This window comes from Variovorax pasteuri (genome assembly GCF_051216435.1).
GTDB lineage: Bacteria > Pseudomonadota > Gammaproteobacteria > Burkholderiales > Burkholderiaceae_C > Variovorax.
This window is the reverse complement of the sequence record NZ_JBPJZS010000004.1, coordinates 1-23,205: the sequence shown is the minus strand read 5'-3', so window position 1 is coordinate 23,205 and position 23,205 is coordinate 1. Positions and strand designations below refer to the sequence as shown.

At 61.0% G+C, this 23,205-nt stretch carries 25 protein-coding genes and 2 pseudogenes; 15 read left to right on the top strand and 12 right to left on the bottom strand.

Features of this window, described 5'->3' with window-relative positions:
- Positions 1-133: 133 nt before the first annotated feature.
- The 4 genes from ACSFBM_RS16510 to ACSFBM_RS16495 form a co-directional block, all read right to left on the bottom strand.
- Entirely contained in the window at positions 134-862 is a 729-nt protein-coding gene (locus tag ACSFBM_RS16510; RefSeq protein ID WP_435485298.1) for an esterase/lipase family protein, read from the bottom strand.
- Positions 863-983: 121 nt separating this feature from the next.
- The gene (locus ACSFBM_RS16505) at positions 984-1,475 is read right to left on the bottom strand and encodes a hemerythrin domain-containing protein (RefSeq protein WP_435485297.1); all 492 of its coding nucleotides are present in this window, start codon (positions 1,473-1,475) and stop codon (positions 984-986) included.
- A 479-nt stretch (positions 1,476-1,954) separates the two neighbouring features.
- Positions 1,955-2,155 carry a hypothetical protein gene (locus tag ACSFBM_RS16500; RefSeq protein ID WP_435485296.1) on the bottom strand — a complete coding sequence of 67 codons (201 nt, stop codon included), beginning with the start codon at positions 2,153-2,155 and terminating at the stop codon, positions 1,955-1,957.
- 113 nt (positions 2,156-2,268) lie between these two features.
- Positions 2,269-3,402: a sensor histidine kinase gene (locus ACSFBM_RS16495; RefSeq protein ID WP_435485295.1), complete on the bottom strand. Its 1,134-nt coding sequence runs from the start codon at positions 3,400-3,402 to the stop codon at positions 2,269-2,271.
- Positions 3,403-3,464: 62 nt separating this feature from the next.
- On the opposite strand from ACSFBM_RS16495, the gene ACSFBM_RS16490 reads away from it, so the two are divergent.
- The gene (locus ACSFBM_RS16490) at positions 3,465-3,842 is read left to right on the top strand and encodes a response regulator (RefSeq protein WP_435485294.1); all 378 of its coding nucleotides are present in this window, start codon (positions 3,465-3,467) and stop codon (positions 3,840-3,842) included.
- A 268-nt stretch (positions 3,843-4,110) separates the two neighbouring features.
- Here ACSFBM_RS16490 and ACSFBM_RS16485 read toward each other — a convergent pair whose 3' ends face one another.
- Positions 4,111-4,368, bottom strand: coding sequence for a hypothetical protein (locus tag ACSFBM_RS16485; RefSeq protein ID WP_435485293.1), 258 nt, complete (start codon positions 4,366-4,368; stop codon positions 4,111-4,113).
- Positions 4,368-4,595 (bottom strand): DUF3606 domain-containing protein, encoded by a 228-nt coding sequence (locus tag ACSFBM_RS16480; RefSeq protein ID WP_435485292.1) that lies wholly within the window; start codon positions 4,593-4,595, stop codon positions 4,368-4,370. Before ACSFBM_RS16480 ends, ACSFBM_RS16485 begins: the two co-directional genes overlap by 1 nt.
- 188 nt (positions 4,596-4,783) lie before the next feature.
- Between ACSFBM_RS16480 and ACSFBM_RS16475 the strand changes: the two genes are divergently transcribed.
- Entirely contained in the window at positions 4,784-5,587 is an 804-nt protein-coding gene (locus ACSFBM_RS16475; RefSeq protein WP_435485291.1) for an alpha/beta fold hydrolase, read from the top strand.
- Positions 5,584-6,768, top strand: a complete 1,185-nt coding sequence (locus tag ACSFBM_RS16470) for a PAS domain-containing sensor histidine kinase (protein ID WP_435485290.1) — start codon at positions 5,584-5,586, stop codon at positions 6,766-6,768. Before ACSFBM_RS16475 ends, ACSFBM_RS16470 begins: the two co-directional genes overlap by 4 nt.
- A 388-nt stretch (positions 6,769-7,156) precedes the next feature.
- Here the strand turns inward: ACSFBM_RS16470 and ligD are convergent.
- The 4 genes and pseudogenes from ligD to ACSFBM_RS16450 all read right to left on the bottom strand — a co-directional run.
- Positions 7,157-7,422: pseudogene (gene ligD / locus ACSFBM_RS16465) on the bottom strand (non-homologous end-joining DNA ligase LigD); the annotation flags it as partial.
- A 27-nt stretch (positions 7,423-7,449) separates the two neighbouring features.
- Positions 7,450-7,527 (bottom strand): annotated as a pseudogene (locus tag ACSFBM_RS16460) (SMP-30/gluconolactonase/LRE family protein); the annotation flags it as partial.
- Between the two features lie 25 nt (positions 7,528-7,552).
- The gene (locus ACSFBM_RS16455) at positions 7,553-7,978 is read right to left on the bottom strand and encodes an SMP-30/gluconolactonase/LRE family protein (protein ID WP_435485289.1); all 426 of its coding nucleotides are present in this window, start codon (positions 7,976-7,978) and stop codon (positions 7,553-7,555) included.
- Positions 7,978-8,937 (bottom strand): aromatic alcohol reductase, encoded by a 960-nt coding sequence (locus tag ACSFBM_RS16450; protein ID WP_435485288.1) that lies wholly within the window; start codon positions 8,935-8,937, stop codon positions 7,978-7,980. The genes ACSFBM_RS16455 and ACSFBM_RS16450 overlap by 1 nt, the downstream gene beginning before the upstream one ends.
- A gap of 93 nt (positions 8,938-9,030) precedes the next feature.
- Between ACSFBM_RS16450 and ACSFBM_RS16445 the strand changes: the two genes are divergently transcribed.
- From ACSFBM_RS16445 to ACSFBM_RS16390, 12 genes are all read left to right on the top strand, one after another.
- The gene (locus tag ACSFBM_RS16445) at positions 9,031-9,435 is read left to right on the top strand and encodes a winged helix-turn-helix transcriptional regulator (RefSeq protein ID WP_435485287.1); all 405 of its coding nucleotides are present in this window, start codon (positions 9,031-9,033) and stop codon (positions 9,433-9,435) included.
- Positions 9,436-9,902: 467 nt separating this feature from the next.
- Positions 9,903-11,228: a fumarylacetoacetase gene (fahA, locus tag ACSFBM_RS16440; protein ID WP_435485286.1), complete on the top strand. Its 1,326-nt coding sequence runs from the start codon at positions 9,903-9,905 to the stop codon at positions 11,226-11,228.
- Positions 11,229-11,281: 53 nt separating this feature from the next.
- Complete coding sequence (locus ACSFBM_RS16435; RefSeq protein WP_435485285.1) at positions 11,282-12,223, top strand: Bug family tripartite tricarboxylate transporter substrate binding protein; 942 nt, start codon at positions 11,282-11,284, stop codon at positions 12,221-12,223.
- Between the two features lie 26 nt (positions 12,224-12,249).
- Positions 12,250-12,807: a cupin domain-containing protein gene (locus ACSFBM_RS16430; protein ID WP_435485284.1), complete on the top strand. Its 558-nt coding sequence runs from the start codon at positions 12,250-12,252 to the stop codon at positions 12,805-12,807.
- Between the two features lie 62 nt (positions 12,808-12,869).
- Positions 12,870-13,775: a LysR family transcriptional regulator gene (locus tag ACSFBM_RS16425; RefSeq protein WP_435485283.1), complete on the top strand. Its 906-nt coding sequence runs from the start codon at positions 12,870-12,872 to the stop codon at positions 13,773-13,775.
- A 1-nt stretch (position 13,776) separates the two neighbouring features.
- Positions 13,777-14,700: a LysR family transcriptional regulator gene (locus ACSFBM_RS16420; RefSeq protein WP_435485282.1), complete on the top strand. Its 924-nt coding sequence runs from the start codon at positions 13,777-13,779 to the stop codon at positions 14,698-14,700.
- A gap of 124 nt (positions 14,701-14,824) precedes the next feature.
- Positions 14,825-15,964 (top strand): FAD-dependent monooxygenase, encoded by a 1,140-nt coding sequence (locus ACSFBM_RS16415; protein WP_435485281.1) that lies wholly within the window; start codon positions 14,825-14,827, stop codon positions 15,962-15,964.
- A 5-nt stretch (positions 15,965-15,969) separates the two neighbouring features.
- Positions 15,970-17,094 (top strand): ABC transporter ATP-binding protein, encoded by a 1,125-nt coding sequence (locus ACSFBM_RS16410; RefSeq protein ID WP_435485280.1) that lies wholly within the window; start codon positions 15,970-15,972, stop codon positions 17,092-17,094.
- 12 nt (positions 17,095-17,106) lie between these two features.
- Complete coding sequence (locus ACSFBM_RS16405) at positions 17,107-18,177, top strand: ABC transporter substrate-binding protein (protein WP_435485279.1); 1,071 nt, start codon at positions 17,107-17,109, stop codon at positions 18,175-18,177.
- Positions 18,178-18,201: 24 nt separating this feature from the next.
- Positions 18,202-19,980 carry an ABC transporter permease subunit gene (locus ACSFBM_RS16400; RefSeq protein ID WP_435485278.1) on the top strand — a complete coding sequence of 593 codons (1,779 nt, stop codon included), beginning with the start codon at positions 18,202-18,204 and terminating at the stop codon, positions 19,978-19,980.
- Positions 19,981-19,993: 13 nt separating this feature from the next.
- The gene (locus tag ACSFBM_RS16395; RefSeq protein ID WP_435485277.1) at positions 19,994-20,722 is read left to right on the top strand and encodes a luciferase domain-containing protein; all 729 of its coding nucleotides are present in this window, start codon (positions 19,994-19,996) and stop codon (positions 20,720-20,722) included.
- Positions 20,723-20,725: 3 nt separating this feature from the next.
- A complete protein-coding gene (locus ACSFBM_RS16390; protein ID WP_435485276.1) occupies positions 20,726-21,589 on the top strand; it encodes a fumarylacetoacetate hydrolase family protein in 864 nt (287 codons plus the stop codon).
- A 665-nt stretch (positions 21,590-22,254) separates the two neighbouring features.
- Here the strand turns inward: ACSFBM_RS16390 and ACSFBM_RS16385 are convergent.
- Both ACSFBM_RS16385 and ACSFBM_RS16380 read right to left on the bottom strand, forming a co-directional pair.
- Complete coding sequence (locus ACSFBM_RS16385) at positions 22,255-22,887, bottom strand: class I SAM-dependent methyltransferase (protein ID WP_435485275.1); 633 nt, start codon at positions 22,885-22,887, stop codon at positions 22,255-22,257.
- 55 nt (positions 22,888-22,942) lie between these two features.
- On the bottom strand, positions 22,943-23,205 hold a 263-nt coding region (locus ACSFBM_RS16380; RefSeq protein ID WP_435485274.1), incomplete at its 5' end, for a nuclear transport factor 2 family protein.

The following is a 23,205-nucleotide window of genomic DNA, read 5'->3' as shown; positions in this document are numbered from 1 at the left end:
TTTTGGTGAGCGCGGCGCTCCTGCCCAGGCTCGTCTCGGCCGGCGTTGATAAGGGGATGCGTGCCCTTGACGGAGCTAGCGACCATGTGCCCGCATGGATCGAACTTGACTCACAAAAATAGGTCAAATGAGTCTAAGCGGGCCTCTCAGGGTCGGGGAAAGCAATTGCGGTGAGCCCGCTTCTTTGAAAAGCGGTCCAGGCACTTTCAGGCTGCGCGAGCCGATTCGCAACAGCGTAGAGCACGCAAGGATTGCCCCCGAGTCCGACGTGACTCCCATGGACCTCGACGTTCTCCGACTGGGCGCCCGCCAGGATAGTGCTGGCGCGCCAAGAAACCACGCCGTCTGAGCGGCTGTAGATTGAGGTGGCCGGCACGTCGAGTGGCTGGGACGCGAGCTGCTTCACCCTTGCGTCGGCACCGGGATGGCCATTCAGGGCCCGGTAAACGCCCTTGGCATTCGTGGCGTCGGGGCCGCCGCTGATGGGGCTGCCAAGGGTAACTACGTTGCGAACCAGCTCGGGGCGGCGCGCCGCTAACAGACGAGCGAACGCACCGCCCAGGCTCCATCCGACGATGCTGACCTTGCGCTGGCTTTGACGAAAAAGTTCTTCGAGTTGAGCGAGCATCGCTGACTCAAGGTTCTTTCGATAGCCCAGATTCACACGCATGCTCCAGCCCTGCGCGTCGTGGCCGAGGCTGGTTAGATACCGGCGCAACACCAGCGTCGAGGAATTGCCCGCAAGGAAACCTGGCAGGACAAGCACGGGGTGGCCGTCGCCGCGGGGTGCAAGTTGCAGCAACGGCCAGAGCGCCAGGCCCGCGCCGAACTCAAAGACCGCCCGACCTTCGGCGAGCAGCATGACCGCCGGGGGTGGTCCGGCACGGTCTAAAGGGGATCTTTCAGACCGCGGAGGAAGAAGTTCAGCGTGGTTCATTTTGTCCAACCTTGGGTAGAGCGCCCCACGGCATCAAGGCGATCGTTCAGGCAACTGCGCCCGTACGTTCGGCCATCAGCTCTTCCTTGCGGGCCATCAATGTTTCGCGCATTCCGACGAGGTCCAGCTTGCGTGCTGCCCGTGCTTTCACAAAGATCTCAGCGCGTTCTTCCTTGACGTGATGGTCGATGTACTCGCCCAGCACCGTGACCTTGGCGTCGAACTTGTCGTCCACTTCGACAGCCTGTTCGATCTGAGCAATCAGGTCCTTTGCGCTGGCGTGTTCCACTTCGGCCTCGTCCAGCAGGTCGGTGTCCTTGATCGCTTCCCGCAGCGCGGGATAAAAGATTTCCTCTTCAATTTGCGCATGCACGGTGAGCTCGAGGCAGATCTGGTTGGCCAGATCACGCTTCTTCTGGCGTGCGCTGGCGGCACGAGACTTCGTGAGTGCCTCGTAGTCCTTGAACATCGCCTTCACCTTGCGATGATCGGCGTCGAGCAATGTGCATGCGTCAGGCGTATAACGTGTGGTTGCCATTTGTAGACTCCGGTTTTGCATGTGGGAATCTGAACATTGGCGAGGTTGAGCCGGCAAACAAGTAGGACGAAAGCCATCACTGCACGGGCAACTTCAGAAATAAGCGCTGCCAGCCAGAGTTGCAATCGTCGGCCTACCCCACGACTCGGCGTCGACATCTGGTGTGTGCGTGGTGGAGAGCTCAGAACTCAGCGGACGCATGCTGTTAAAGCGCCAGAGGGAAGGGGCACGACATCTGTTTCGGTCGTGGCCGGTGACGCTTCGGTAACCCGCCGGCTGGATCTGCGCAGACTTCGCCAGCGGACATGCTCTGAATGTCCAGGCTTCTGCAGGCAGGCTTGAAGCCAAACGGGGCGCCGTTGAAACCATCTCAGACCCCACAACTGCCACGCCTTGATTAGGATCTGTTCACCTGTGACTCACGGCAGCTCGGCCTCGGGATGAAGAAATCTGGCGGCGAACGTTGCTCCCGCTGCCATCTACCGCCCCTCGGCAATGCGAAGCGCACCGCGCTCCGTCAGGTAGTCGAAGCCAGCGTCGTCGCGCGCCACAAATCCTCGTGAACGTAGCCGACATGAAATGGGCCCGGGGGGCGCGACCATCGCCCCGTCCTGCCTTGCTTGGATGGCGAGCAGCTTCAGCCATTGCTGATCGTTAAGCTTGATTTTGGCTTTGGGCATAGCTTCCGATGTAAAGCAACCGTCAGGCGCAGGAAAGCGCCGTGCTAAAGCTTCGCTCGCAGGGCCGGTCAGGCCATCTTCACCCCCTGAAAGTCAACGGTGCCGTGCGCGATCTAGGCCCGATCGTCGCCGTCCACCACGCGTGTCGGGGCAGACTTGGGAAGTTCGATCATGAACCGAACGCGGCCTTTTGAGGAGGTCCCAGTGATCTCCCCCCCGTGGGCCCGAGCAATTTGCCTAGTAATAAAAAGGCCTAGGCCAAGGTGTGTTCGGTCAGCCGTTGCCGACGGCGTATCACGCTGACGCAAGGGCTCGAAAAGCATTTCGACCTCATGAACTCCAATGTCGCCAGCGTTCTCGACGCGGATTCGCACGGACCTGTCGTCCCCTTCAACTTGGATGAGCGTTGCGTCACCGGGATCCCCATGCCGAACCGCGTTCGACACCAAATTGGTAAGCGCTTCGCCGATTCGTGACGCATCAAAAGCTCCGGCGGTGTCGCCGAGCGACTCATAACGGATCTGCGCTTGCGGGTGGGCTGCCCGGAGTAGTTCTACCTCCTCTGCACAGACTGCTGCCAAATCTACCTGGTCGAGCTTGAGTGCCATGCCAACGCCGAAACTTGCCCTGCTGTATTCAAGGAGCGAGTCCAAAAGCGACGTCAAGCGCTTTACGCCACGTGAGAGCAGCGCGGTTTGGCTTGGTGGCGCCGTCGCTCCCATACGCATCAACTCGACGGTCAACCCGATGGCATTCAGCGGGCCGCGAAGGTCATGCCCCAGGATGCTTAGGAAAATCTGCCGCCAGCGCTCACGCTCCTGCGCGAAGTACTGCACCGACTCGGCCACGGCTTGGTCAATGGCCTCATTGAACCGAGCAATATCGTCGATCGCGCCGGGGTCCGGCGCGTATGCCTCTCCCCAGAGCCTCAAAATACTTGAGCGCATTGCGCGAAATTCGGCGACCAACTGCTCTATATTTATCCCGGATTGTGCGCGCAGCAATCCGTGCGTCTGAGCCGAAGTTTGCGTTAGTGAGGCAGGAGCTTCGCCATAGGACTTCGCAATCGACTCCGTCCTACTCTGCGACACGCGTAAATCTGCCGAAATAGCTTGAAGAACGTGCGGCAAATGATCTCTAAGCACAGCTGGATCCGTCTCACGCAACGCGGGGATGGTTTTTGCGTAAGCTTCGGCCGCTTCGAGAATCGGATCGCGAGCGATTTCCAAAAAATTTGCAATGCGCATTGGCTGTTCCGCCGGTTTATTTGCTCCGAACCTATACCAAAGATCCGCAGAAGCTAGAGTTTATGACTATTCGATCCGTCATCCTCGTCGTCGACGACGAGCCCACTTCTGCCGACTTGCTGGGCATGATTTTGGAGATGCACTACCCTGAGGCGACTATCTGTGTTGCTCACAGCGCAAAAGCCGCGCTTGCGCTTGCGCGGCGACAGCGGCCACATGTGGCGATCTCTGACCTTGAAATGCCAGTGATGGATGGCGAGGCCTTTGCTCTGGCACTACGCGCGTCTTTTCCAAGCGAATCTCCGTTGCTGATCGCGTTGTCCGGAAATGTCCTACGCCTTGCTGCGATGCGCGGCACCAGCACTTTCGATCACCATCTCACCAAGCCCGTCGACATGCTTCACCTGGCTCGGCTACTGGAGAGCTCACTTGATTCCTGAACCATGGGCCGTGCTGTTCGCTGGGTTAGCGGCAAGACTTTAACCAGCCAGCCTAAAGGGTGTTCTTCCCTAGTTCTCCACCGCATTTCCTTGTCAAAAGCGATGCCCGACCGATTCCATCTCGCTATCATCGGGGGAGACGAACTGAGGCTGGAGGCGACTGCAGCACGCTATCAAGACGCGGTAAAAGTTATGTCAGCGGCCCTCTCCGCCAGCGTCAAGCCAATTTGCGCCGGGCGCACAACCGACGTCGAGGGCCATCGAAGTTTCATCTCAGTGGAACGCCCACCGGCGTCGCATCCTCGTCGTCGCCTTCCTCACGTGGGCCAATACGTTCATCTGGCGCGTATGTGATCAGCGCCTTCATACCTTCCTGCAGCGCGTCCAACCACATGTCATAAGGCTCAGAGGCCGAGGCAAGCTCGCGCCACTGGGACGCATCGTCACCTTCCTCCATGAGCACCCAGAAAAAGTGCCCTGGGTCGGGCTCGTCGACGTGGACCGAGATTCGGCGGATATGGGACATCAGCGCCTCTTGGCCAAGAACTGCCGTACTGCATCGGCAGAGTTGCCAACCGCCGCTACGGCATCCCGAAGCTCGACCTCAGAGCACCCAAGCGACTCAGTCCATGAGAGCACTTCGTGCGGTTCATCCAAAGCGACGAGTTTTCTGTCCAGCGTAGTCTTTGTCGTGTCGTCATTCATTCGAGCCTCCTTGACTTCGACCGCCGGCACCACGCCAGCAGCCAGCATGGAAATTCCCGTAGCGGTAGTGAGACGGCCATCCTCAAAAATCGATTTCCGCTGACAGCATCTCTCCTACGCGAGCGAAGCGATTCGAGGGGCGCACATGTGCGTTCCATGGGTCTGGCGCCTACGAAGCCCGGGATGTGCAGCGTGCACAATGCGTGTTGCGCTTTCGGCGCGGTCTAGGGGGCAGAATGGGTGTGGAACAACGGAACAATGTGCGCGTTGGCGGTGCCGGCACTGACACGGTTATTTTCGGCCATGGGTTCGGGTGCGACCTGAATATGTGGCGGCTGCTGGAGCCTGTCTACGCTAAGCGGTACCGAACGGTCCTCTTTGACCACGTGGGGGCCGGCGCTTCCGACCTTACAGCCTACGTCCCGAGCAGGTACTCCAGTCTCAAGGGCTATGCCGATGACCTGGTCGAGATTGCCCAGGAATTTGGAGAGGGCCGCCTTATTTTCGTAGGCCATTCTGTGGGTGCAACGATCGGAATGCTTGCCGATCTTGCCGCTCCAAACATCTTTGCCGCTCACGCGATGATCGGGCCGTCGCCATGTTACGTGGACGATGACGGGTACATAGGTGGATTTTCTCGCGAGGACATCGATGAGCTGCTGAAGACCCTGGAAGGAAATTACCTGGGATGGTCGAGCAATATGGCGCCTGCCATCATGGGGGCACCTGAACAGCCAGAGCTAGGGGTCGAGTTGGTGAACAGCTTTTGCCGAACGGACCCGGACATCGCGGCGCGATTCGCACGCGCCACCTTCCTTTCTGATCATCGCGCCGACCTTCCGCGCCTCCGAGCGCCTACCTTGATTCTTCAGTGTGATGACGACATCATCGCGCCGGTGGCGGTGGGCGAGTACATGGCCAAGACCCTGCCCGATGCGGAGTTGGTGGTAATCGAAAATGTGGGGCACTGCCCTCAGTTGAGCTCGCCCGGCCCAAGTGCTGATGCAATCGATGCATTTCTGAGCAGGCGAGGCCTTTGAGTCATTCAGACGGCAGCCCAGAGCCCGGAGAGCTCGCGAACCCCGATGATGCGGCTTGCGCGTTGCTGGTCACGGACGCCAAGGGATTGATCCTCGCCGCAAACCGGACGTTTTGTACTTGGATCGGTCGAGACAAAGCGGAGCTTGTACGCCTAACCCGGGTCCAAGATCTACTTACGGTCGGGGGGAAAATATTTCACCAGACCCACTGGCTGCCTTTGCTGCAGCTGCAGGGATCCGTCTCCGAGGTGAAGCTCGAGGTGAAGCGTAATGGCGGCGGCACCCTGCCCATGATTCTTAACGCGGTGCGGCGCGAACGAGGTGGCCAGATCGTCCACCATCTCGCGATGTTCATCGCACATGATCGGGATGTGTACGAACGTGAATTAGTTTCTTCGCGAGAAGAACTCAGAGTTCTGGTGCACGAAGCCACACGCATGCAGGAAGAAGCCAAGGACCGTGCGTTGTTTGCAGAGCAGATGGTTGGCATCGTGAGCCACGACCTGCGTAACCCTCTGTCCGCGATCCACCTCGGCATAGTGGCGCTCTCCCGCGGCGAGCTGTCGTCGAATCAGATTCGCATACTCGGGCGGGTGTCGCGCTCCGCCGAGCGCGCTCAGAGATTGATCGCAGACCTGCTGGACTTCACAGCTGCACGGGTCGGCAAAGGCATTTCCGTGGTCATCAAGCCTGCGGATCTGCACGGCGTGGTTGCCGAAGCTGTGGACGAGCTGTCTACTGCATACCCGGACCGGACGATCGTTCACGTCAGAAACGGATCGGAAGGCTGCAGCGTCGACCCGGATCGCGTTTCCCAGATGCTGGGGAATCTCGTGTCGAACGCAGTGGCGTATGGTGACCCGGTGCGCGAAATCACTGTGACTTCGAGCACCGGAAATGGCTCCCCGGCGTCGGTTGCGGTGCACAACTTCGGGCCAGCGATTGCTGCCGATTTACTCCCAACGCTTTTTGAGCCCATGGTTCGGGGCAGCGTGGCGGGTTCAGTCCGAAGCGTCGGCCTTGGACTCTTCATCGTCGCTCAAATTGCCGAAGCACACGGTGGTTCCGTCCGTGCCGAGTCAACCGCGGAAGCAGGCACTACTTTTAGCATCACCCTTGCAGCGCCGGCAGGGCACCATGAAACCCCATCAGGGGCTAGCGAGGGCGACGGCAAAATTTAGCTCGGTCGGATTGCTGAGCCAAGGTCTTGCTTCAGCAGTTGCAACGTGATGAGCGTCGACCCAGCGCTGGATGAAATCATTTTGGTCGTCAGCCATATCTCCTGGCATCCGGCTGAGCCCGTTGTTGCAGGCCCGCAGACATCTGAGCAAATCTGCTGCGCCTTTGAATTGCGCCTCCAGTACCAGAAGGTACCGCGAGGCAGCTACCATGGTGTCCACCAGCTTGACGTTGGGCCCCTCGACCGTCACTGTGAACAGACGTCCTCCAGACGTAGACAAATTTCGCATGTCTGAAGTATCGCAGGGGACGCGCTGCGCAAAGTCTTTGCGAGTCTGGTCAAGTCCGACACCATTGGCGGCGATCGAACGACTGAAAATGGCGGTCGCCTCACCGCTTGTACTCCAGCAGTTTCATTGCCTCAGCCAGCGGCTGGCGGGCCTTCCAGTACTCCGCCCATGGGTCGGCAGTTTGAAATGATAGATGCTCACGTGCAGTCCGTACATTCCATTGCGCGCCGCTCTTGAGTTTCGGAAAAGTGTCCCAGCTCACGGGTATCGAAACCCCCAAACCCGGGCTCGCCCGCGCCAAAATTCCGCCGCGGTGGTCGCACCGTGACCATTGCGTAGGTAGTCGATGAAAAGCTTGCCTACCCGTTGGCGTTCGAGAGACGGATAGTCACAGCAAAAGATTTTCTGCTGCATGGAGTCGCAAAAATAGAAAGTGGCTCCGTCCGGATTGAAACAGATACCGTTGGATATTACTGTGGGTGGGACATCGAGCCGTTCAATGCTCAGGTCTCAGGGAAGCCGCGTTCAATCGATAGAACGCTACTATTTTTCGAGGCTGCTCCGCTTCGTCCATGGTGCCGAAGACGAAGTTGCCTTCGCGATCGCAACAGCCATCACCAATGCGCGTGCCGTGATTCCCTGGCGATGGAGCAATCGTCGTAATGGAACGGTCGACCAGATTGAACATCGCCAATCGCGACGCAAGCCCAAGCAACAACACGTCATCGTTGTTCGTGAGTGCAAAAGAGCCTACCTGCTCCGGCAAAAGCCAACTGCGGACATCTGATGTCGACAAGTCGAGAGCAAACAACGTCCGACCCACAATATCTATCCAATAGAGGCATCGCTTGCACTCACACCACACGGGACACTCACCCAGCTCAGATTTTTCCTCTGCCGCTACTTTAGTAATAGTCGTCATCACTTTTCGACGCGGTTGCCCCGTGCCAGGCTCTCGTTTATCCACGACGCCACGTCGGTGACGGGAATCGCGCGCTGTTGATTGAAGGTATCGCGTTTGTCCCATGCAATGCCCCGGCCTTGCGCGAAAGCCGCGCGGTACTTGCGCATCATGTTCTGCGGGTCGCGTGCCAGTTCATCCAGCAAATACTGCTCGCCCCAGATCGAACGGCTGAAAGGGCGACCAAGGCCCGCTTGCAGCTTGTCGGCGACTTCCCCGTATGTCACGGTGTCGCCAGCGATATACACGATCTCGTTCCGGATGCGGGGTTTCGCGAAAACGGTTTCGGCCGTCAGCATCCCGATGTCGTCGGGAGTGGTCAGCGTCACAGCGGTATCCAGGCTGCCCAATGCGTTGACCTCATCCTTTTGCAGGTCCACCACACCGAACTCCGGCTCAAACAGGTAGCTCATGAACATACCGGTTGAGATGATGACCCACTCCATCTGCTTCTGGCTGCGCAGCAAATCGCGCACATCCAGCTGTGCGTCAAAAATGTCCTGCGGGCTGCCGCGGCCGATCACGTCGAAATCAACCCCGAACTGCCAAGGAAAATATCGCGGGATGCCCGACTGCAAGGCAGCGCGCGCCAGCTTCATCGGCGTGTCGATTCCTGCCGCGTAGCCCGCGCAGCCGATGACCGTGTCGTATCGCGAGAACAAGTCGGCAAGTTCATCAACGGAGCTTTTCACAAGATCGCCTACAACGATATCGATGCCGAGGTTTCGGATCTCAGCGATATCGCGTTGCTTGGACGTGTCGTGGGATTTAACGGCACTCGCGCGCAGCAGCACGCTGATCTTTGTGCCTTCCTCGTCCTTTGCGCGGCGAGCGAGATTTCGTAGCACGGGCAGGCCGAGTTCTCCGGCGCCGAGTACGAGAATGTTTTGGGACGTAGCGTTAGGTTCTGCTTGGTTCATCATGTGGCCTACTAAACAAGAATTTGCGCCAGTCTAGGCACGCGTGGGCGCAAAAGAAAGAAGGCACACGCGTGATACTGGGAGCCATCTAACGTGAATCCAAGTGAAATTCTTCAGTACGCGCAGACCGTCTGTGACGGCTTGAGAGAGGATGACGATGGGGTGCGACGAGAGGTGCTCGCGCATGCCGGGAGTCGTTGGTCTCTCGGCGTCGTGCACACCCTCGGCGTGTACGGCAGGCTACGTCACGCAGAAATCGGCAGGCGTATGCACGGCGTCACACAACGCATGTTGACGCTCACGCTGCGACAGCTTGAACGCGACGGCTTGGTACTCCGTCATGACTTCGAAGAAGTACCCCCGAAAGTGGAGTACGAGTTGTCCGAAACAGGCATGGACCTGCTTGTTCGCATGGTCCCGTTGTGGACCTGGATCGTAGAGAACGCGGACCGCTTCCGAGAAGCCAGGCAAGACTTCGACACTCGACATCGCGGTTGACCCGTCAGCCGCCGACGATTTTCTAGATTTATCGCACCGCTTGCTGCTGCCGTAAGAATTGACGCGAGGCATAGTCTGCTGGGAGACGGATTCCGGCGCGAGGCCGTCATCCAACTTGCCGGCAACTGCAGATCGCCACCCCATCAAGGTTCTGCTGACGACCTTGCCACCTGACGGCTGCCAGCGTTGTCCGTGACGCCATTCAAGGCAGTCCAGATGCGCGCCCATTCACGGCTCGAGGAAAAAAGGCAGGTACGTTCTCGCGCTGCCGATGCGTATGCGTATGCGTATGCGTATGCGTATGCGTATGCGTTGACTTTGGATCCGCAGGGGAGCCAAAGATTCAACATCGCATTAATCCGAAAAACCGATTAATCGATCTGAAAAATTGATTATACGAATTGAACCTCCGGAAATAACATCGCTCCCAGGCCCCCTTGGGCCTTGATTTCGCAAGAGACAGCCGCATGACCAACCTCAATGCCACCCACGATCCAGCAAGGCGCAGCTGGGTTGAAGCCGCTAACACTGCGGACCATGACTTTCCTGTGCAGAACCTGCCATGGGGTGTTTTCTCGTCATCGGGAAATGCGCCGCGCGTCGGTGTAGCGATCGGCGATATGGTGCTCGACGTCACCCGGGCCAACAAAGCCGGGTTCTTTACAGGGCTTGCCAAAACTGCGGCCGACGCGGCGTCGGGCACTACGCTCAACGGTCTCATGGCTCTCGGTGCATCAGCCAGCTCGGCGCTGCGCACGCAGATCTTCGAGATGCTGGCAAGCGGCAGCTCAAGCGCTGCTCAAGCGCAGGTTCAAGCGCAGCACCTGTTGTGGCCGCAGGCCACGATTGCCATGCAATTGCCCTGCGCTATTGGCGGCTTCAGCGACTTCCTGACTTCAGTAGACCATCTATCGCGCGCTAGGCGCAGCACGCATCCGGACAACCCTGTGCCAGAGGCTTTCTATCACCTCCCGATGGCGTACAACAGCCGCGCGAGTTCAGTGCGCCCCAGTGGTCACAACGTGCTACGGCCGCATGGGCAATCGAAGAACGCCGATGGAACAATGTATTTCGGCCCGGCCAAAGCGCTGGATTTCGAACTCGAGATTGGTGCCTTCATCGGCCCAGGCAACGCCCTCGGCAGCCCGGTCCCCGTTCAGGCTGCCGCGGACCATATCTTTGGCTATTGCCTGCTTAACGATTGGTCGGCGCGCGACATCCAGCGCTGGGAAACTGTGCCGCTCGGCCCATTCCTCGGGAAGAGCTTCTGCTCCGTGATTTCACCCTGGGTCGTCTCGGCGGAAGCGCTGGCGCCGTTTCGCTCGCCGCTGCGCGTGCGAAACGCCGATGAACCGGCCGTCCTGCCGCACCTTCACGATCAGCAGGACGCCGCGCTTGGCGGGCTTGATCTTCAATTGGAGGCTTGGTTGAGCAGCGCGCAAATGCGTGCAGCCGGCATACCTGCGCTGAACGTCACGCGCACGAACCTCAAGCACCTGCACTGGACCTTTGCGCAGATGGTCACCCATCACGCATCGAACGGCTGCGACCTGCGTCCGGGCGACTTGATTGGGAGCGGTACCGCGTCGGGCCCGGCGCCGACGAGCCGCGCTTGCCTGGCCGAGTTCCCCGAGCCCTTGCTTTTGCCCGACGCAAGCCGGCGGCAGTGGCTGATGGATGGCGACGAGCTCTCTTTCAGAGCAAGCGCCCACAGGGAAGGCTTCGTGTCCCTCGGGTTCGGCGAATGCCGCTCGATGCTATTGCCTGCGGCGCCTTGGCCTGCACCACCCTAGACGCGCTGAATGGCGCGGAGCGCCCTTTTTTCAAACAAGACTCGGAGACAACAATGAAACTTACAACCCTGTTCTTTGCACTTTGCACCAGCGCGGCCGGCGTCGCTGCGCAAGGCTACCCCGCCCAACAGCCGGTCCAGATGATCGTGCCGTTCGCAGCCGGTGGCGCGGTCGACGCCATGGCGCGCGTTTTCGCGCGAGCGATGGCCACGCAGCTTGGTGGCCAGTTGGTCGTTATCAACAAAGAGGGAGCGGGTGGCACCATCGGCTTCTGGCAGGTGGCGCGGGCAGCGCCAACGGGTTACACCTTGGGCTTCGGTCCGTCCACGCCGGTCACGAGTGGCTCGATTCTGGTGAAAGGACCGAAGTACGACACGCTCACTCCGGTCTGCCAGACGCACGAGAACGTGATGACGGTTGTCGTCAGTGCGAATTCGCCGATCAAATCCATCCAGCAACTGATGCAGGCCGCCAAGGCCGAACCCGGCAAGCTGGCTTACGGGACTGCCGGGCAAGGCACCGTGCCGCATCTGTCCGCCGAACACTTTGCGAAGGCGGCCGGCCTGAAGTTCAATCCCGTGACGTACCGCGGGGACGGCCCCATGCTGATCGATCTGATCGGTGGCGCGATCCAGTTCGGTGTCTCTTCTGCCGCAGCGGCCGGCGGCAACGACAAGCTGCGGGTGCTCGCAGTCTTGGCAGACCAGCGGCAGGAAAACTATCCCGATGCGCCAACGCTCAAGGAGCTGGGCATCCCGTCGCTGGCACCAGGATTGAATGGCCTGTGGGCACCGAAGGGCACCAGTCCGGCTATTGTGGAGACGCTTGCCAAGGCGTGCGAGGTGGTTGTGCGATCGAAGGAGTTCCGCGACGCTGCTAAAACGCAGTCGCAGCATCCCGCTTACCTCGGCAGTCAGCAGTACCTGCAACGCGTCGCTACCGACTACCAGGCGCTGGAAAAGACGATCCAATCGTTGAATCTAAAAGCCGAATAACGACCCCGAGCATAAGGAGAACTGCCATGAACAGCCCCCATCAGCCGATCCGTCGCGTGGTCACCGGTCATGATTCCGAGGGCCGATCGTGCATCGCCGAAGACTCCCCCGCGCACCACGTGCGCACCATTGAATCGCGTCCGGGATTTCAGGCGGTCAACATCTGGTGCACGGCTTCAATGCCCGCCTCGATCGACGCCTCGGATTCCCTGGAGAGCTTGCAAGGCGTCGCGCCGCCGCCGCAGGGCTGCGTGCTGCGCATCATCGACCTCCCGCCCGAGTCGAAAGACCCCGAGGAAACCCGCAGGCGCATCGAGGCCACCTTCGGTAACGTATTTCGCGATGCCCACCGTGACGATGTAGGCGTCAAGAAACATCCCGGTATGCACAGGACAGCGACGGTCGACTACGCGTTGGTTCTCGAGGGAGAAGTCGTCGCGGTCCTGGATACGGATGAGACCATTCTTCGGGCCGGCGACGTCCTCGTGCAACGAGGCACAAATCATGCATGGGCCAATCGGTCCGACGCTGTGGCGCGCATCGCCTTCGTCCTCATAGATGCGTCTGATGCCCATGCACCATAGCAGGCGGGTCATGCGCAGCGTGCCGAACATCGGTCGCCTCTGACCACTCACCTGATCGGACCATGGATCTACGCAACGTTGAAGTATTCGTGTCCGTTGCCAAGGATCTCAACCTTCGGCAGACAGCCAAGAAGATCGGGCGTAGCCAGCCCGCCATCAGCTTGCAGCTGCAGGCGTTGGAGTCCGAACTTGGCTTCGCATTGCTGGTGCGCGATCGCCAGCGGATAGTTGCGCTGACACCGGCGGGGTGCGTCTACCTGAAAGCCGCCAAGAGCATGGTGTCCAACCTGAGCCTGGCACGCCGCGCAGCCGTACTCCTGGCACAAGGGGCAGACGCAGTTCTCAAGGTAGGCATCGCTGAGGAAGTGGCCTCGGCCAGTCGCTTCTGGACGGCCTTTCGCGATTGCAAGGCACGCCATCCCAGCATCGAGGTTCAGTTTGTTGAACTGCCGCCGCTGGAGTTGGCGCCGGCGGTGTTGGCCGGGATGTTGGATGTGGCGTTCACGCCGACGCGCCTGAGCCTTCCGGGCCTGCGAGTGACCGAACTGTGGACACACGGCTGGGTTGTCCTCCTGCCCGAGGGCGACCCGCTTGCGCAAAGGTTACTCCTGACGGCGAAGGATCTGGCCAACTCGCCCTTAATCCTGGGTGACGCGGCGCGCGCTTCGGCGGGTCACTTTCTTATTGAGGAGGCGTTCGCGCGCGCGGGTGTTGTCCCCCAGGTACGCGTTCGGGCCATGCGCCGCTCGACCATGATCACGCTGGTCGCTGCAGGCCTGGGCATCACCTTCATGCCGTCCTCCATGATGCTGATGAACTTGCCGGGGATCAAGGGCATCCCCTTCGAGGCTGAGCAGATGGACATCTGTGCAGTCTCGCGCATGCGATTCGGCTCCGCATTGCTAGAGCGCTTCTGGCTCGACCTCAAAAGCGAGACATCGCTTTATTTGAAGGAGCGGGTACTGTGAGATGTTCACCCGCGCAGGCCGCGTCATGAACCTGCGGCGCCTGCAATATTTCGTCGACTTCGCCACGCGCGATTCGGCCAGACGCGCAGTTCTGGACTGGGAAACCGTGAAGTCGCACATCGTGGCGCTCGAGAGGGAACTGGGCTTCGATCTCTTTGACAGGAATCTGCGTGGCGTGAAGACGCTGACGCCAGCAGGCGGCTATTACCTGCGCGAGGCTCAGCGCATCGTCGACGCGCACCGCCATGCGCTTGAAAGTGCCCGTGAATGGGACACCGGCGTGGCCGGCCGGCTGCGGCTTGGCCTGTGCGAAGAAGCGGCCACGAGCCGGCTTGCCGCGACCGTGGCTGCCTTCACCACCAGCCATGGCAATGTCGCGCTGGAAGTCAAGGAAGGCAGCTCCGCAGATCTGGCAGGCGCCGTTCGAGCGCGAACCATCGATATGGCCTTGACCTTGCCCGACATCGAAGAAGCGGGGCTCGCGCTGTGTCCACTTTGGCAAGACCCGTGGCTGGTCGCGCTGCCTCCCGGGCACCGGCTTGCAGCCCTGGAGAAGGTCGGCTGCGAAGATCTCGCGAACGAGTCGCTAGTGCTCGCGGACCCGCTGATGCCCCTGCACGGCCATGAAAGCATACGAAACCAGTTTATGGCGGCGGGCATCACACCGAAGGTCGGTGGGCTGGCCGTCAATCGCTCAACCATGCTGATGCTCACGGCAGTGGGCGTCGGACTGACCTTCGTGCCGCGCTCCATGGTGAGCGCGCGGCTGCACAGACTGCCCTCCATGCAGCTGATCTTCAAGCCATTCGTCGGTCCGCCGATGCAAATCATCGGCCTCGTTTCCAGCCACGATGCATCACGCCTTGCCGTGCAGTTCCTTGATGCGGCCGTGGCTGCATTCGCCAAGGCCGCCGAATCAGCTTAGGCAAAACTTGCTATCAGCTGATAGCCAAACGCCTCGGTGTCCGAGGTCAAGGATTCACATAATTCCTTCACCGATTCTTTGAGTCCGGTCCTCGGGCTATCGGGCGTTTGAAAGGCAATAGGCAATGGTGGGCTTGAAGAGCGTTCTTGTAGTGGGGGGCGGTTCTGCGGGGTTGACCTGCGCGACCTATCTGCGTCAGGCCGGCACGCACGTCGAAGTGGTCGAGATTCGCCCGCACGCCACTGGTGGCGCCGCGCTGGGGCTAGCATCCAATGCGCTCCTTCCATTGCGAGGGATCGGCGCCCTGGACGAGGTGCTCGCGCACAGCACGCCGAACGTGCACATGCATGTCTGCGACTCGCGCGGCGCGACGATCGCCGACATTGAACGGCCCGCACCCGAGGGCCTCGACTTTCCTGTCAATGTCGTGATCACGCGGCGCGAACTCGCGCGCATCCTGTGGGACATTGCCGCCAAGGCCGGCGTGACGCTGACCACGACGCGCCAGATCACGGCGCTCACGCCCATGGAGGACGGCGTGCAGGTCCAGTTCAACGACGGGCTGCAGCGTAGCTACGACGCGGTCATCGGTGCGGACGGCGTGGGCTCCACCGTCCGTGGCCTGATCTGGGGCGCAGCGCCGATCTCCGTCGTTGGCGAAGCGGGCTGGCGCTGGATGACGCCCGCGCGCGCATCGAATCCCCGAGGCGCTTTCTACTTGGGCTCGGGGGGGACCACCCTCGGTCTGTTTCCGGTGCCGAACGGGGAGCTGTACGCCGTCATGGGCGAGCCCTGTGGCGACGGCGTGGTCGCTCGCTCCAAGAGCACTCGCGCGGATGTTGCCCAGCGGCTGTCCAGTCAGTTCACCGGCGCTTTCGCAACGGATGTCCTGGCGGACTTGCCGGACGACGCGTCCATTCATTTCGGACAGTATCCGGCACTCCTCATGGACAAGCCTTGGCATCGCGGTCGGGTGCTGTTGATCGGCGATGCGGCGCACGCGCTGCCCCCTCATTCATCCAGCGGGGCCGCCATGGCGATCGAAGACGGCGCAGTGCTTGCTCAGTGTCTGGCCGCTGCGCGAACGTGGGAAGTGGCCATGACGCTCTTCACCGCCAGGCGCTGGCCCCGAGTGAAACAGGTCTTCGACCTGGCACTTCAGCGCGTGCGCTCGAAAGACGACCCGTCCGCCAAGGCACTCGACGATCCCGCGACGTGGGAGCGAGTCCGCTCACTCTGGCGCGTCCTGCAACAGCCCATCTGAACGTCATGACCACAACCATTCCCGCTGTGCCGACAGGCCAGGTCGAGTTTCGCAACGTCAGCAAGATCTACGAGGGCACGTGTGCTGTTGACAACGTGAGCCTGACAATCAATCCGGGCGAGTTCGTCTCGTTGCTGGGTCCCAGTGGATCGGGCAAGTCGACCTTGCTCATGTTGCTGGCAGGATTCACGGAGCCGACGTCGGGCACCATCCTCGTCGATGGCAGGAACTTGGACCGTGTGCCGCCGCATCGGCGCAACCAGGGCATCGTTTTCCAGAGCTATGCGCTTTTTCCGCATCTGACAGTGCGCGAGAACGTGGAGTTCCCGCTCAAGGCGCGGGGGATCGGCGGCGCCGAGGCGACGCAACGGGTGGGCATCGCGCTCGAGCGGGTGCGCATGTCTGCTTATGGTCACCGCTATCCCACCCAGTTGAGCGGGGGGCAGCAACAGCGTGTCGCACTGGCGCGCGCGACGGTGTTCGACCCGCCGCTGATCTTGATGGATGAGTCGCTCAGTGCACTCGACCGCAAGCTGCGTGAGGAGATGCGTGTCGAGATCAAGGACCTGCACCTTGAACTCGGAAAGACCATCATCTACGTCACCCACGACCAACAGGAGGCGCTGACGATGTCGGACCGCGTGGTTGTCCTGCGGGGTGGATCGATCGCACAGGTGGGTCGGCCGCTGGACATCTACGAGCGGCCGTGCGATCCCTATGTCGCTGGTTTCGTCGGCGAGGCGAACTTCATCGATGCAACCGTTTTGCCGAGCAGTTCCCGTGCGGTCCACCTCGCCGCAGGCTCGATCCGCATGGAGGTAGCGTCGGAGCTGGCGTGCGAGCCCGGCGATCAAGTGACCGTGATGGTGCGTCCGGAGGCGGTCCGGCTCATGGCGCCGGAAGCCGCTCCCACCGATGGCCAGACGATCTGCATGCCGGGCATCGTGACCCAAGTCGCATTTCTCGGGGACGCCCACCAATACCACGTGACGGCCAACAACCAAGTCATCGTAGCGAAGTCGCCTCGGTCGCATCAGCGCGTGCTCTTCGAGCGTGACGCGAAGGTTGTACTGGTCTTCCGTTGCGACGACGTTCAATTGTTCAACGCGGGCGCGAGCCAGCACCACTAAGCGAGGTCTTCCATGCTCTCCAGACTCCAGCGGATCGCGGCAGCATCTACATTCTTCGCCTGCATGTCTCATGCAGGCGCGGCCGAACTGACGGTGGTGGCCGGCGGAGGCCTCCAGGGGGAAAGTGCGATCAAGGCTTTCATTGAGCCGTTTGAGAAGGAAACGGGCATCAAGGTGACCGTGGTGCGCGACCAAGCGATGACCGCTCAGGTCAAGCTCAAAGCCCAGAGCGGCAAGATCGATTTCGACGTCGCCGGTTTCAGTCCCGCGGGCGCGGTGATGCTGTCGCGGGCGGACCTGCTCGAACCCATGGACTACACCCGCATGGATAAGGCGCTGTTCGACAAGCTGCCGGCAGAGGTCAAGAAGCCGTGGGGCGTTCAGTTCATCTACTACTCGTGGGTGCTGGGTCTGGATGCCTCCAAGTTCCCTGATGGTAAGCCTGCCCCCGCCAACTGGGCCGACTTCTGGAACGCAGAGAAGTTTCCGGGGACGCGAGTCCTGCAAAACGGCGAGCTTGGCAACCAAGGACCCTTCGAAGAAGCGTTGCTAGCCGACGGCGTGTCGGTTGACAAGCTCTACCCGCTCGACGTGGAACGCGCCTTCGCAAGCCTCGACAAGATCAAGCCGCGCATCCGCAAGTACTGGAAGGTTGGCAGCGAACAGATGCAACTTTTCTCGAGTGGCGGGGCTGCCATGGGTATGGGATTCGATGGTCGGTTCACGGCGCTTGCGCAGTCCGGTCGTCCCATGCGCATCGTCTGGAACCAGGCCAAGATGACCGGTCTCTACTGGATCATTCCAAAGGGCGCGAAGAACGTCGACTCAGCGCGCAAGTTCATCGAATTCACCATGAATGCGCAGCGGCAGGCAGCCTTCGTGACGCTTACCGGCTACAGCCCTGCGAATCCGGACGCCTTCACGTTCATCCAGAAGGACATTGCGGTCAACATGGTGACGTACCCCGAGAACCGCAAGCACGCTTACATGCTCAACGATGCCTGGTACGCCGAGGTCGGCGCTGACGGCAAGACCAACGGCGAGCGCCTGGCCCTGCGCTGGAACGAGTGGGTCACAAAGTAGACCCTCACCGAACGGACTCGCCCCATGCCCAGATTCTCGCGTTCGGCCCTGCTGCGCCTGGCCTTGCTGCCGGCTGCGCTGCTGATGTTGGCGTTCTTCTACTACCCGCTGGTGCGCATCGCCGGACTGAGCGTTGACCTTCCCGCTCTCTCGTTCGCCGAATATGCAAAGGCGTTCAACCCGGTCAACTTGGCCATCACGTTCAGGACCTTTTCGATCGCAGTGTCCATCACGCTGGCCAGTTTGGCACTCGGCTACCCGCTTGCGGCCTTCGTGCACCACGCACGCGGTCGGATGAAGAAGCTGGTCACGCTGTGCATCCTCGTACCGTTCCTCACGAGCTTCCTGGTGCGCAGTTATGCATGGGTCGTGCTGCTTGGCGATGAAGGTGCCATTAACGGGGCCTTGCTCGCGTTGGGCATCGTGCATTCACCCCTGGAGTTGCTCTACAGCCGCACGGGAATGTACATCGGCATGATTCACGTCATGCTGCCACTGATGGCGCTGCCGATCTATGCGTCGATGCAGGCGTCCGATCCGCTCCTGTGGCGTGCGGCCCGTGGCCTCGGATCGGGCGGCCTGCGCGCTTTCCTGACCGTGTACCTGCCGCAAACCATGGCGGGGGTGCGCAGCGGATGCATCCTGGTCTTCGTGCTGTCACTCGGGTTCTATATCACGCCGGCCATGCTGGGCGCATCCCGCGATCTGATGCTGGGCAATCTGATCGCCAACAATGTCGAAAGCTCGCTGAACTTCGGCTTCGCATCGGCGCTCGCAATTGTGCTGCTTGCTGTGACACTGCTGGTGTACGTCGTGATGCGACTCCTCGCACCTAGCATGCCTTCCGCGGGTGGTGGTGCTGGGGGCGGGAGGTTGCAGAACCTCGTAGCCAGTTTCAACCGACGAATCGCCGCAGTGATTGGCGGACGCTCGCCCGCTGTCATCCTGAGCGGTATCGCGTGGCGGGCCCATGCCGGTCGCTCGGCCTGGGCCGGTGGCGCACAGGGAGGGCGTTGGCTGCTGTTCGCCTTTGGCTGGCTCGTGTGCCTTTATCTGGTCATACCGAGCTTCGTGGTGGCAATCGTGGCCTTCAACAAGGGCGACAGCCTGGCCTTCCCGCCGACCGAATGGTCTTTGCGATGGTTCCGCTTCCTGTTCAACGACGCGCAGTGGGCTCAGGCCATGGGCACAAGCCTGCGGATTGCATTGGTCAGCGTTGTCTTGACGCTCGCGGTCGGAACCGCTGCAGCCTACGGCATCGCCCGCCTTAGCCATCGGCGCGAGGGGCGAATTCTTTACGCTCTGGCGCTTGCGCCCATGGTGGTGCCGGCCGTCGTGACGGCATTGGGGGCGTTCGCGGTGCTGTCGGACATCGGCCTCTACGGCACGCTCACCGGAGTCATCGTCATGCATGTCTGCCTCAGCATCCCGCTCGTGGTGGTCGTGATGGTGGCAGCCTTCTCATCCTTGGACACTCGGCTTGAGATGGCTGCGCAAAGCCTGGGCGCCTCACGCACCTTCACATTCCGACGTGTGCTGATACCCCTGCTCTCTCCGGCGCTGCTGTCGGCGGCACTGCTGGCGTTCCTGCACTCCTTCGACGACTTGGTGATGACCAGCTTCATCGCAGGCAACGGCGTGATCACCATCCCGCTGAAGATGTGGGAAAACATCCGCAATCAAGTCGACCCCGCTGTTGCTGCACTGTCGACGTTGCTGGTCTTGCTCCCCTTCCTGAGCTTGCTCCTGCAGCGAAAAAAAGCAGTCGCCCCATCGACGAGCGTGCCTGCCACGCATCTGTGAACGGATCCAAAAGATGAACCAAGCCTTACTCGGAACAACCGTGCTTATCTGCGCGACGCTCGCCAGCGCATGCCTTTGGGCGGTGCGCGACTATCGGCGTTGGATTGCGCTCGGCAAGGGCGGACTTCCGTCTACTCCCCGCGGTTGGCTCACCATGACGCGGTGGCGCTTGATCACACGTGAAACGAAGGGCGTGCAGATCTATGAGCCGGCCATCGGCGGTGCGACCGACTCGGTGCGCGTGGGCAACCTGCCGCCGCGCGACGGCCCCCGCCCCCACATCGCACCGCATCCTGTGCCCCATCGGCAATTGGACCAACTCCCTGGAGTGGGCATGCGATTGCGCCAAGACCAGGTGTTTGATGCCTTTGTGAACGAACGGGGGGATTACGTTCGCTACGCCAGGAGCGGTTATGAGCGGCATCACAACGGCGTGTTCGTTCAAGATGCCAGCGCTCCCTTGGCCAAGCAGTCGGACGGGGAGGTCGCGCACATCCATCCGATCGACGGATCGATGCACATGATCTTCAGCCCCAGCGACGCGAAGACCATCATCGAGAAGGGCTGGGGCGAGCGGCATCCGCTGGCGGGCGTGCGCCCCCGAATCCCGAACACCTATCTGCTGATCTACGCGCCGCGCGACCTCTACGAATTGCGGGTAGTCGCGCAACTCTTGAAGGCTGCGATCAGCCAAATGTGCGCCTGCGACGTGCCGGCGCTCTCCTTTGAAGCCAAGGAATAGACCATGCAGTTGACTTTTATCCATAGCGAAGACAGCCATCGCCTTTGCTTCGTGCGAGGCGAAATGTTCGCAACCGTTCCCGAGGGCCTCGCATCGACGGACATCGCCAATTTGGCGCAGGCCGGCCCCGACGAACTGGAGCAGTTGCGAACGGCCGAACACAACCTTCCGGCATCGGCGTGGCACTCACTGGGTTCAATGAAGATCGCGCTGGCGCAAAAGGTGCACGGGAAGATCATCTGTCTCGGGCTCAACTATGCGGCGCATGCGATGGAGGCGGGTCGAGAAGTGCCTGTCTACCCATCGCTGTTTGTGCGGGTTGCGTCGTCGTTGGTGTCAGCCGGTGAGCCGATGATCCGCCCGCACGTCTCCGACAAGTTCGACTACGAGGCCGAGTTGATGGTCGTCATTGGCAAGGGAGGGCGCTATATCCAAAGGGATGTGGCGCTGACCCATGTGTTCGGCTACACCTGCTTCAACGACGGCTCGGTACGCGACTACCAACGAAGAACCGCTCAGTGGACGGCAGGCAAGAACTTTGACCGCACCGGCGCAATCGGCCCCGTGATCGTTACAGCGGATGCATTGCCGGCCGGAGCTGAAGGTCTGCGAATCTCGTGTCGCCTCAACGGGGTCACCCTGCAGGATGCAAACACTTCGCAGATGCTCGTGACGGTGGCGCAGGCCATCGAGATCATTTCTGAATTCATGACGCTCGAGCCTGGCGACCTGATCGCCATGGGCACACCGCAAGGCGTCGGCGTGGTGCGCGAGCCGCCCGTCTTCATGAAACCAGGCGACGCGGTGGACGTGGAAATCGAAAGGGTCGGGCTGTTGAGCAATCCGATTGAAGCTGATTGTTTGTAGCGTTACCGAGCATTGTTGGTGCCAATCCAATCTTGACCAGGGTGTTCCACTGACCTGCTGTGAATTTCAGCAGGGGACTCAAGGTAGTCACCATGGACATGATTGGCGCCTTGTTGCTCCACGCGCGTCGATCCTCGCCAACCGAACTGCGTCGGTTGCTGTCGCGACGGGGGCTTCGGCGAAGCTCCTCCGGTGTCCCATCACACCGATCGCGAGGAGCAAGATGACGAGTTCACCCAGATCACACCTGCGCGCTCTGGTGCCGACTGCGCCAGTGTCGCACCGGCAGTTGAGCATGGCGTTCGAGTCCCCAGTCCTTCAGGGGATGTGTCCACGCGAACGCGCCAACGCGATCATGCAACCGGCGATCCTGGTGCTTCAGGCGGCGGGTGTTCCCCGGACGGGAGCTGACGATGGCGAACACTCATCTGTTGCCCGCCACTGTGCTGCGTCGGAAGGCCGTCGTCTACGTGCGGCAGCCCTCCCAGACGCGGTTCAGAAAAACTCGGAGAGCCAGCGCCGCCAGTTTGACTTGGTCGACGAAGCACGCTGCCGTGGATTCATGCAGGTTGAAGTTGTCGACGATGACCTCGGTCGGTCCGCGAGTGGCATAGTGGCCAGACCCGGCTTCGATCGCCTATCTTGGCAGCGCGGACGACTCCCTGTCAGGGCTTCACGAACCGATAGGCGAAACGATCGGTCTCGCCCTTGATTGAGGGATCGAACACCTTGACCGAGTGCGTATCGTCCTTGTCCGCCAGCAAGGTGCTCTCCGCGTCCAGTACGAAGCCGGCCGCCTCCACTTCCTCGCGAACGGATACCGGCTCGATCCGATGCAACGACGGAGCGACGTTGGTGCCTGCACCGCCGGCGGCGGCGTGGTCTACGACGACGTAGAACCCACCGGGCTTCAGCCGTTCGAATACAGCTTGATTGAAGAGGGCCGCCGTTGCACCCCTGGCCTGGGCCAGCGCGGTGTGGAGGTCGTGATAGAACAGGTGCAGCCACACGACATCCGCTGGTTGCGTTGCCTCCGGCAGCGCCACGAGGTCCGCGGAGACGGCTTCGACGTTCTCCCGGCCCGGCTCCTTCGCAAGCGCTCGCATGCGGCCGACCGGATCGTTGCTGAAGTGGGCGACCTCGGCCGGCACGAAGCTGTAGACCCGCCCTTCGGGTCCCACGATGTCTGAGAAGAGACGGGTCCAGTCGCCGTCGCCTGGGTAAACGTCGATGACGGTGGAGCCCGCATCTACGCGTGCGAACCGGATCAACTCGGATAGCTTCGATTGGTCGTACATAGGGATCTCCTCTACGGTTTTTGAACAGTGCACGGTGTGCGGCACATGGCGAGCGCTACGCCAGCCCGGCCGTGTCCATCTGCGAGGCCCGCGCCAGTGCCTGCGTGTCGATGTACTCCCGGATGCTCGTCAGTCGGCCGTTCCGGACCGTGATGGCGAATATCCAGTCGTCCTCGAACGTCTTGTTCGTTGCTTTGATCTTGCCCCTGGCGAAGCCGACGACCAGGACCCTGTCTCCTTGCGCTATGAACTCCCGGGGTTCGGTGGACGTCTCTATCGACTTGGAGGCGGTCTCGAGCAAGTCCGCCAGCCCCGCAT

What these genes read in the sequence shown, in the direction of transcription:
- ACSFBM_RS16510 (WP_435485298.1), bottom strand. Translation starts at nt 862, where the DNA reads ATGCTGCTCGCCGAAGGTCGGGCGGTCTTTGAGTTCGGCGCGGGCCTG.
- ACSFBM_RS16505 (WP_435485297.1), bottom strand. Translation starts at nt 1,475, where the DNA reads ATGGCAACCACACGTTATACGCCTGACGCATGCACATTGCTCGACGCC.
- ACSFBM_RS16500 (WP_435485296.1), bottom strand. Translation starts at nt 2,155, where the DNA reads ATGCCCAAAGCCAAAATCAAGCTTAACGATCAGCAATGGCTGAAGCTG.
- ACSFBM_RS16495 (WP_435485295.1), bottom strand. Translation starts at nt 3,402, where the DNA reads ATGCGCATTGCAAATTTTTTGGAAATCGCTCGCGATCCGATTCTCGAA.
- ACSFBM_RS16490 (WP_435485294.1), top strand. Translation starts at nt 3,465, where the DNA reads ATGACTATTCGATCCGTCATCCTCGTCGTCGACGACGAGCCCACTTCT.
- ACSFBM_RS16485 (WP_435485293.1), bottom strand. Translation starts at nt 4,368, where the DNA reads ATGTCCCATATCCGCCGAATCTCGGTCCACGTCGACGAGCCCGACCCA.
- ACSFBM_RS16480 (WP_435485292.1), bottom strand. Translation starts at nt 4,595, where the DNA reads ATGCTGGCTGCTGGCGTGGTGCCGGCGGTCGAAGTCAAGGAGGCTCGA.
- ACSFBM_RS16475 (WP_435485291.1), top strand. Translation starts at nt 4,784, where the DNA reads ATGGGTGTGGAACAACGGAACAATGTGCGCGTTGGCGGTGCCGGCACT.
- ACSFBM_RS16455 (WP_435485289.1), bottom strand. Translation starts at nt 7,978, where the DNA reads ATGACGACTATTACTAAAGTAGCGGCAGAGGAAAAATCTGAGCTGGGT.
- ACSFBM_RS16450 (WP_435485288.1), bottom strand. Translation starts at nt 8,937, where the DNA reads ATGAACCAAGCAGAACCTAACGCTACGTCCCAAAACATTCTCGTACTC.
- fahA (WP_435485286.1), top strand. Translation starts at nt 9,903, where the DNA reads ATGACCAACCTCAATGCCACCCACGATCCAGCAAGGCGCAGCTGGGTT.
- ACSFBM_RS16435 (WP_435485285.1), top strand. Translation starts at nt 11,282, where the DNA reads ATGAAACTTACAACCCTGTTCTTTGCACTTTGCACCAGCGCGGCCGGC.
- ACSFBM_RS16430 (WP_435485284.1), top strand. Translation starts at nt 12,250, where the DNA reads ATGAACAGCCCCCATCAGCCGATCCGTCGCGTGGTCACCGGTCATGAT.
- ACSFBM_RS16425 (WP_435485283.1), top strand. Translation starts at nt 12,870, where the DNA reads ATGGATCTACGCAACGTTGAAGTATTCGTGTCCGTTGCCAAGGATCTC.
- ACSFBM_RS16420 (WP_435485282.1), top strand. Translation starts at nt 13,777, where the DNA reads ATGTTCACCCGCGCAGGCCGCGTCATGAACCTGCGGCGCCTGCAATAT.
- ACSFBM_RS16415 (WP_435485281.1), top strand. Translation starts at nt 14,825, where the DNA reads ATGGTGGGCTTGAAGAGCGTTCTTGTAGTGGGGGGCGGTTCTGCGGGG.
- ACSFBM_RS16410 (WP_435485280.1), top strand. Translation starts at nt 15,970, where the DNA reads ATGACCACAACCATTCCCGCTGTGCCGACAGGCCAGGTCGAGTTTCGC.
- ACSFBM_RS16405 (WP_435485279.1), top strand. Translation starts at nt 17,107, where the DNA reads ATGCTCTCCAGACTCCAGCGGATCGCGGCAGCATCTACATTCTTCGCC.
- ACSFBM_RS16400 (WP_435485278.1), top strand. Translation starts at nt 18,202, where the DNA reads ATGCCCAGATTCTCGCGTTCGGCCCTGCTGCGCCTGGCCTTGCTGCCG.
- ACSFBM_RS16395 (WP_435485277.1), top strand. Translation starts at nt 19,994, where the DNA reads ATGAACCAAGCCTTACTCGGAACAACCGTGCTTATCTGCGCGACGCTC.
- ACSFBM_RS16390 (WP_435485276.1), top strand. Translation starts at nt 20,726, where the DNA reads ATGCAGTTGACTTTTATCCATAGCGAAGACAGCCATCGCCTTTGCTTC.
- ACSFBM_RS16385 (WP_435485275.1), bottom strand. Translation starts at nt 22,887, where the DNA reads ATGTACGACCAATCGAAGCTATCCGAGTTGATCCGGTTCGCACGCGTA.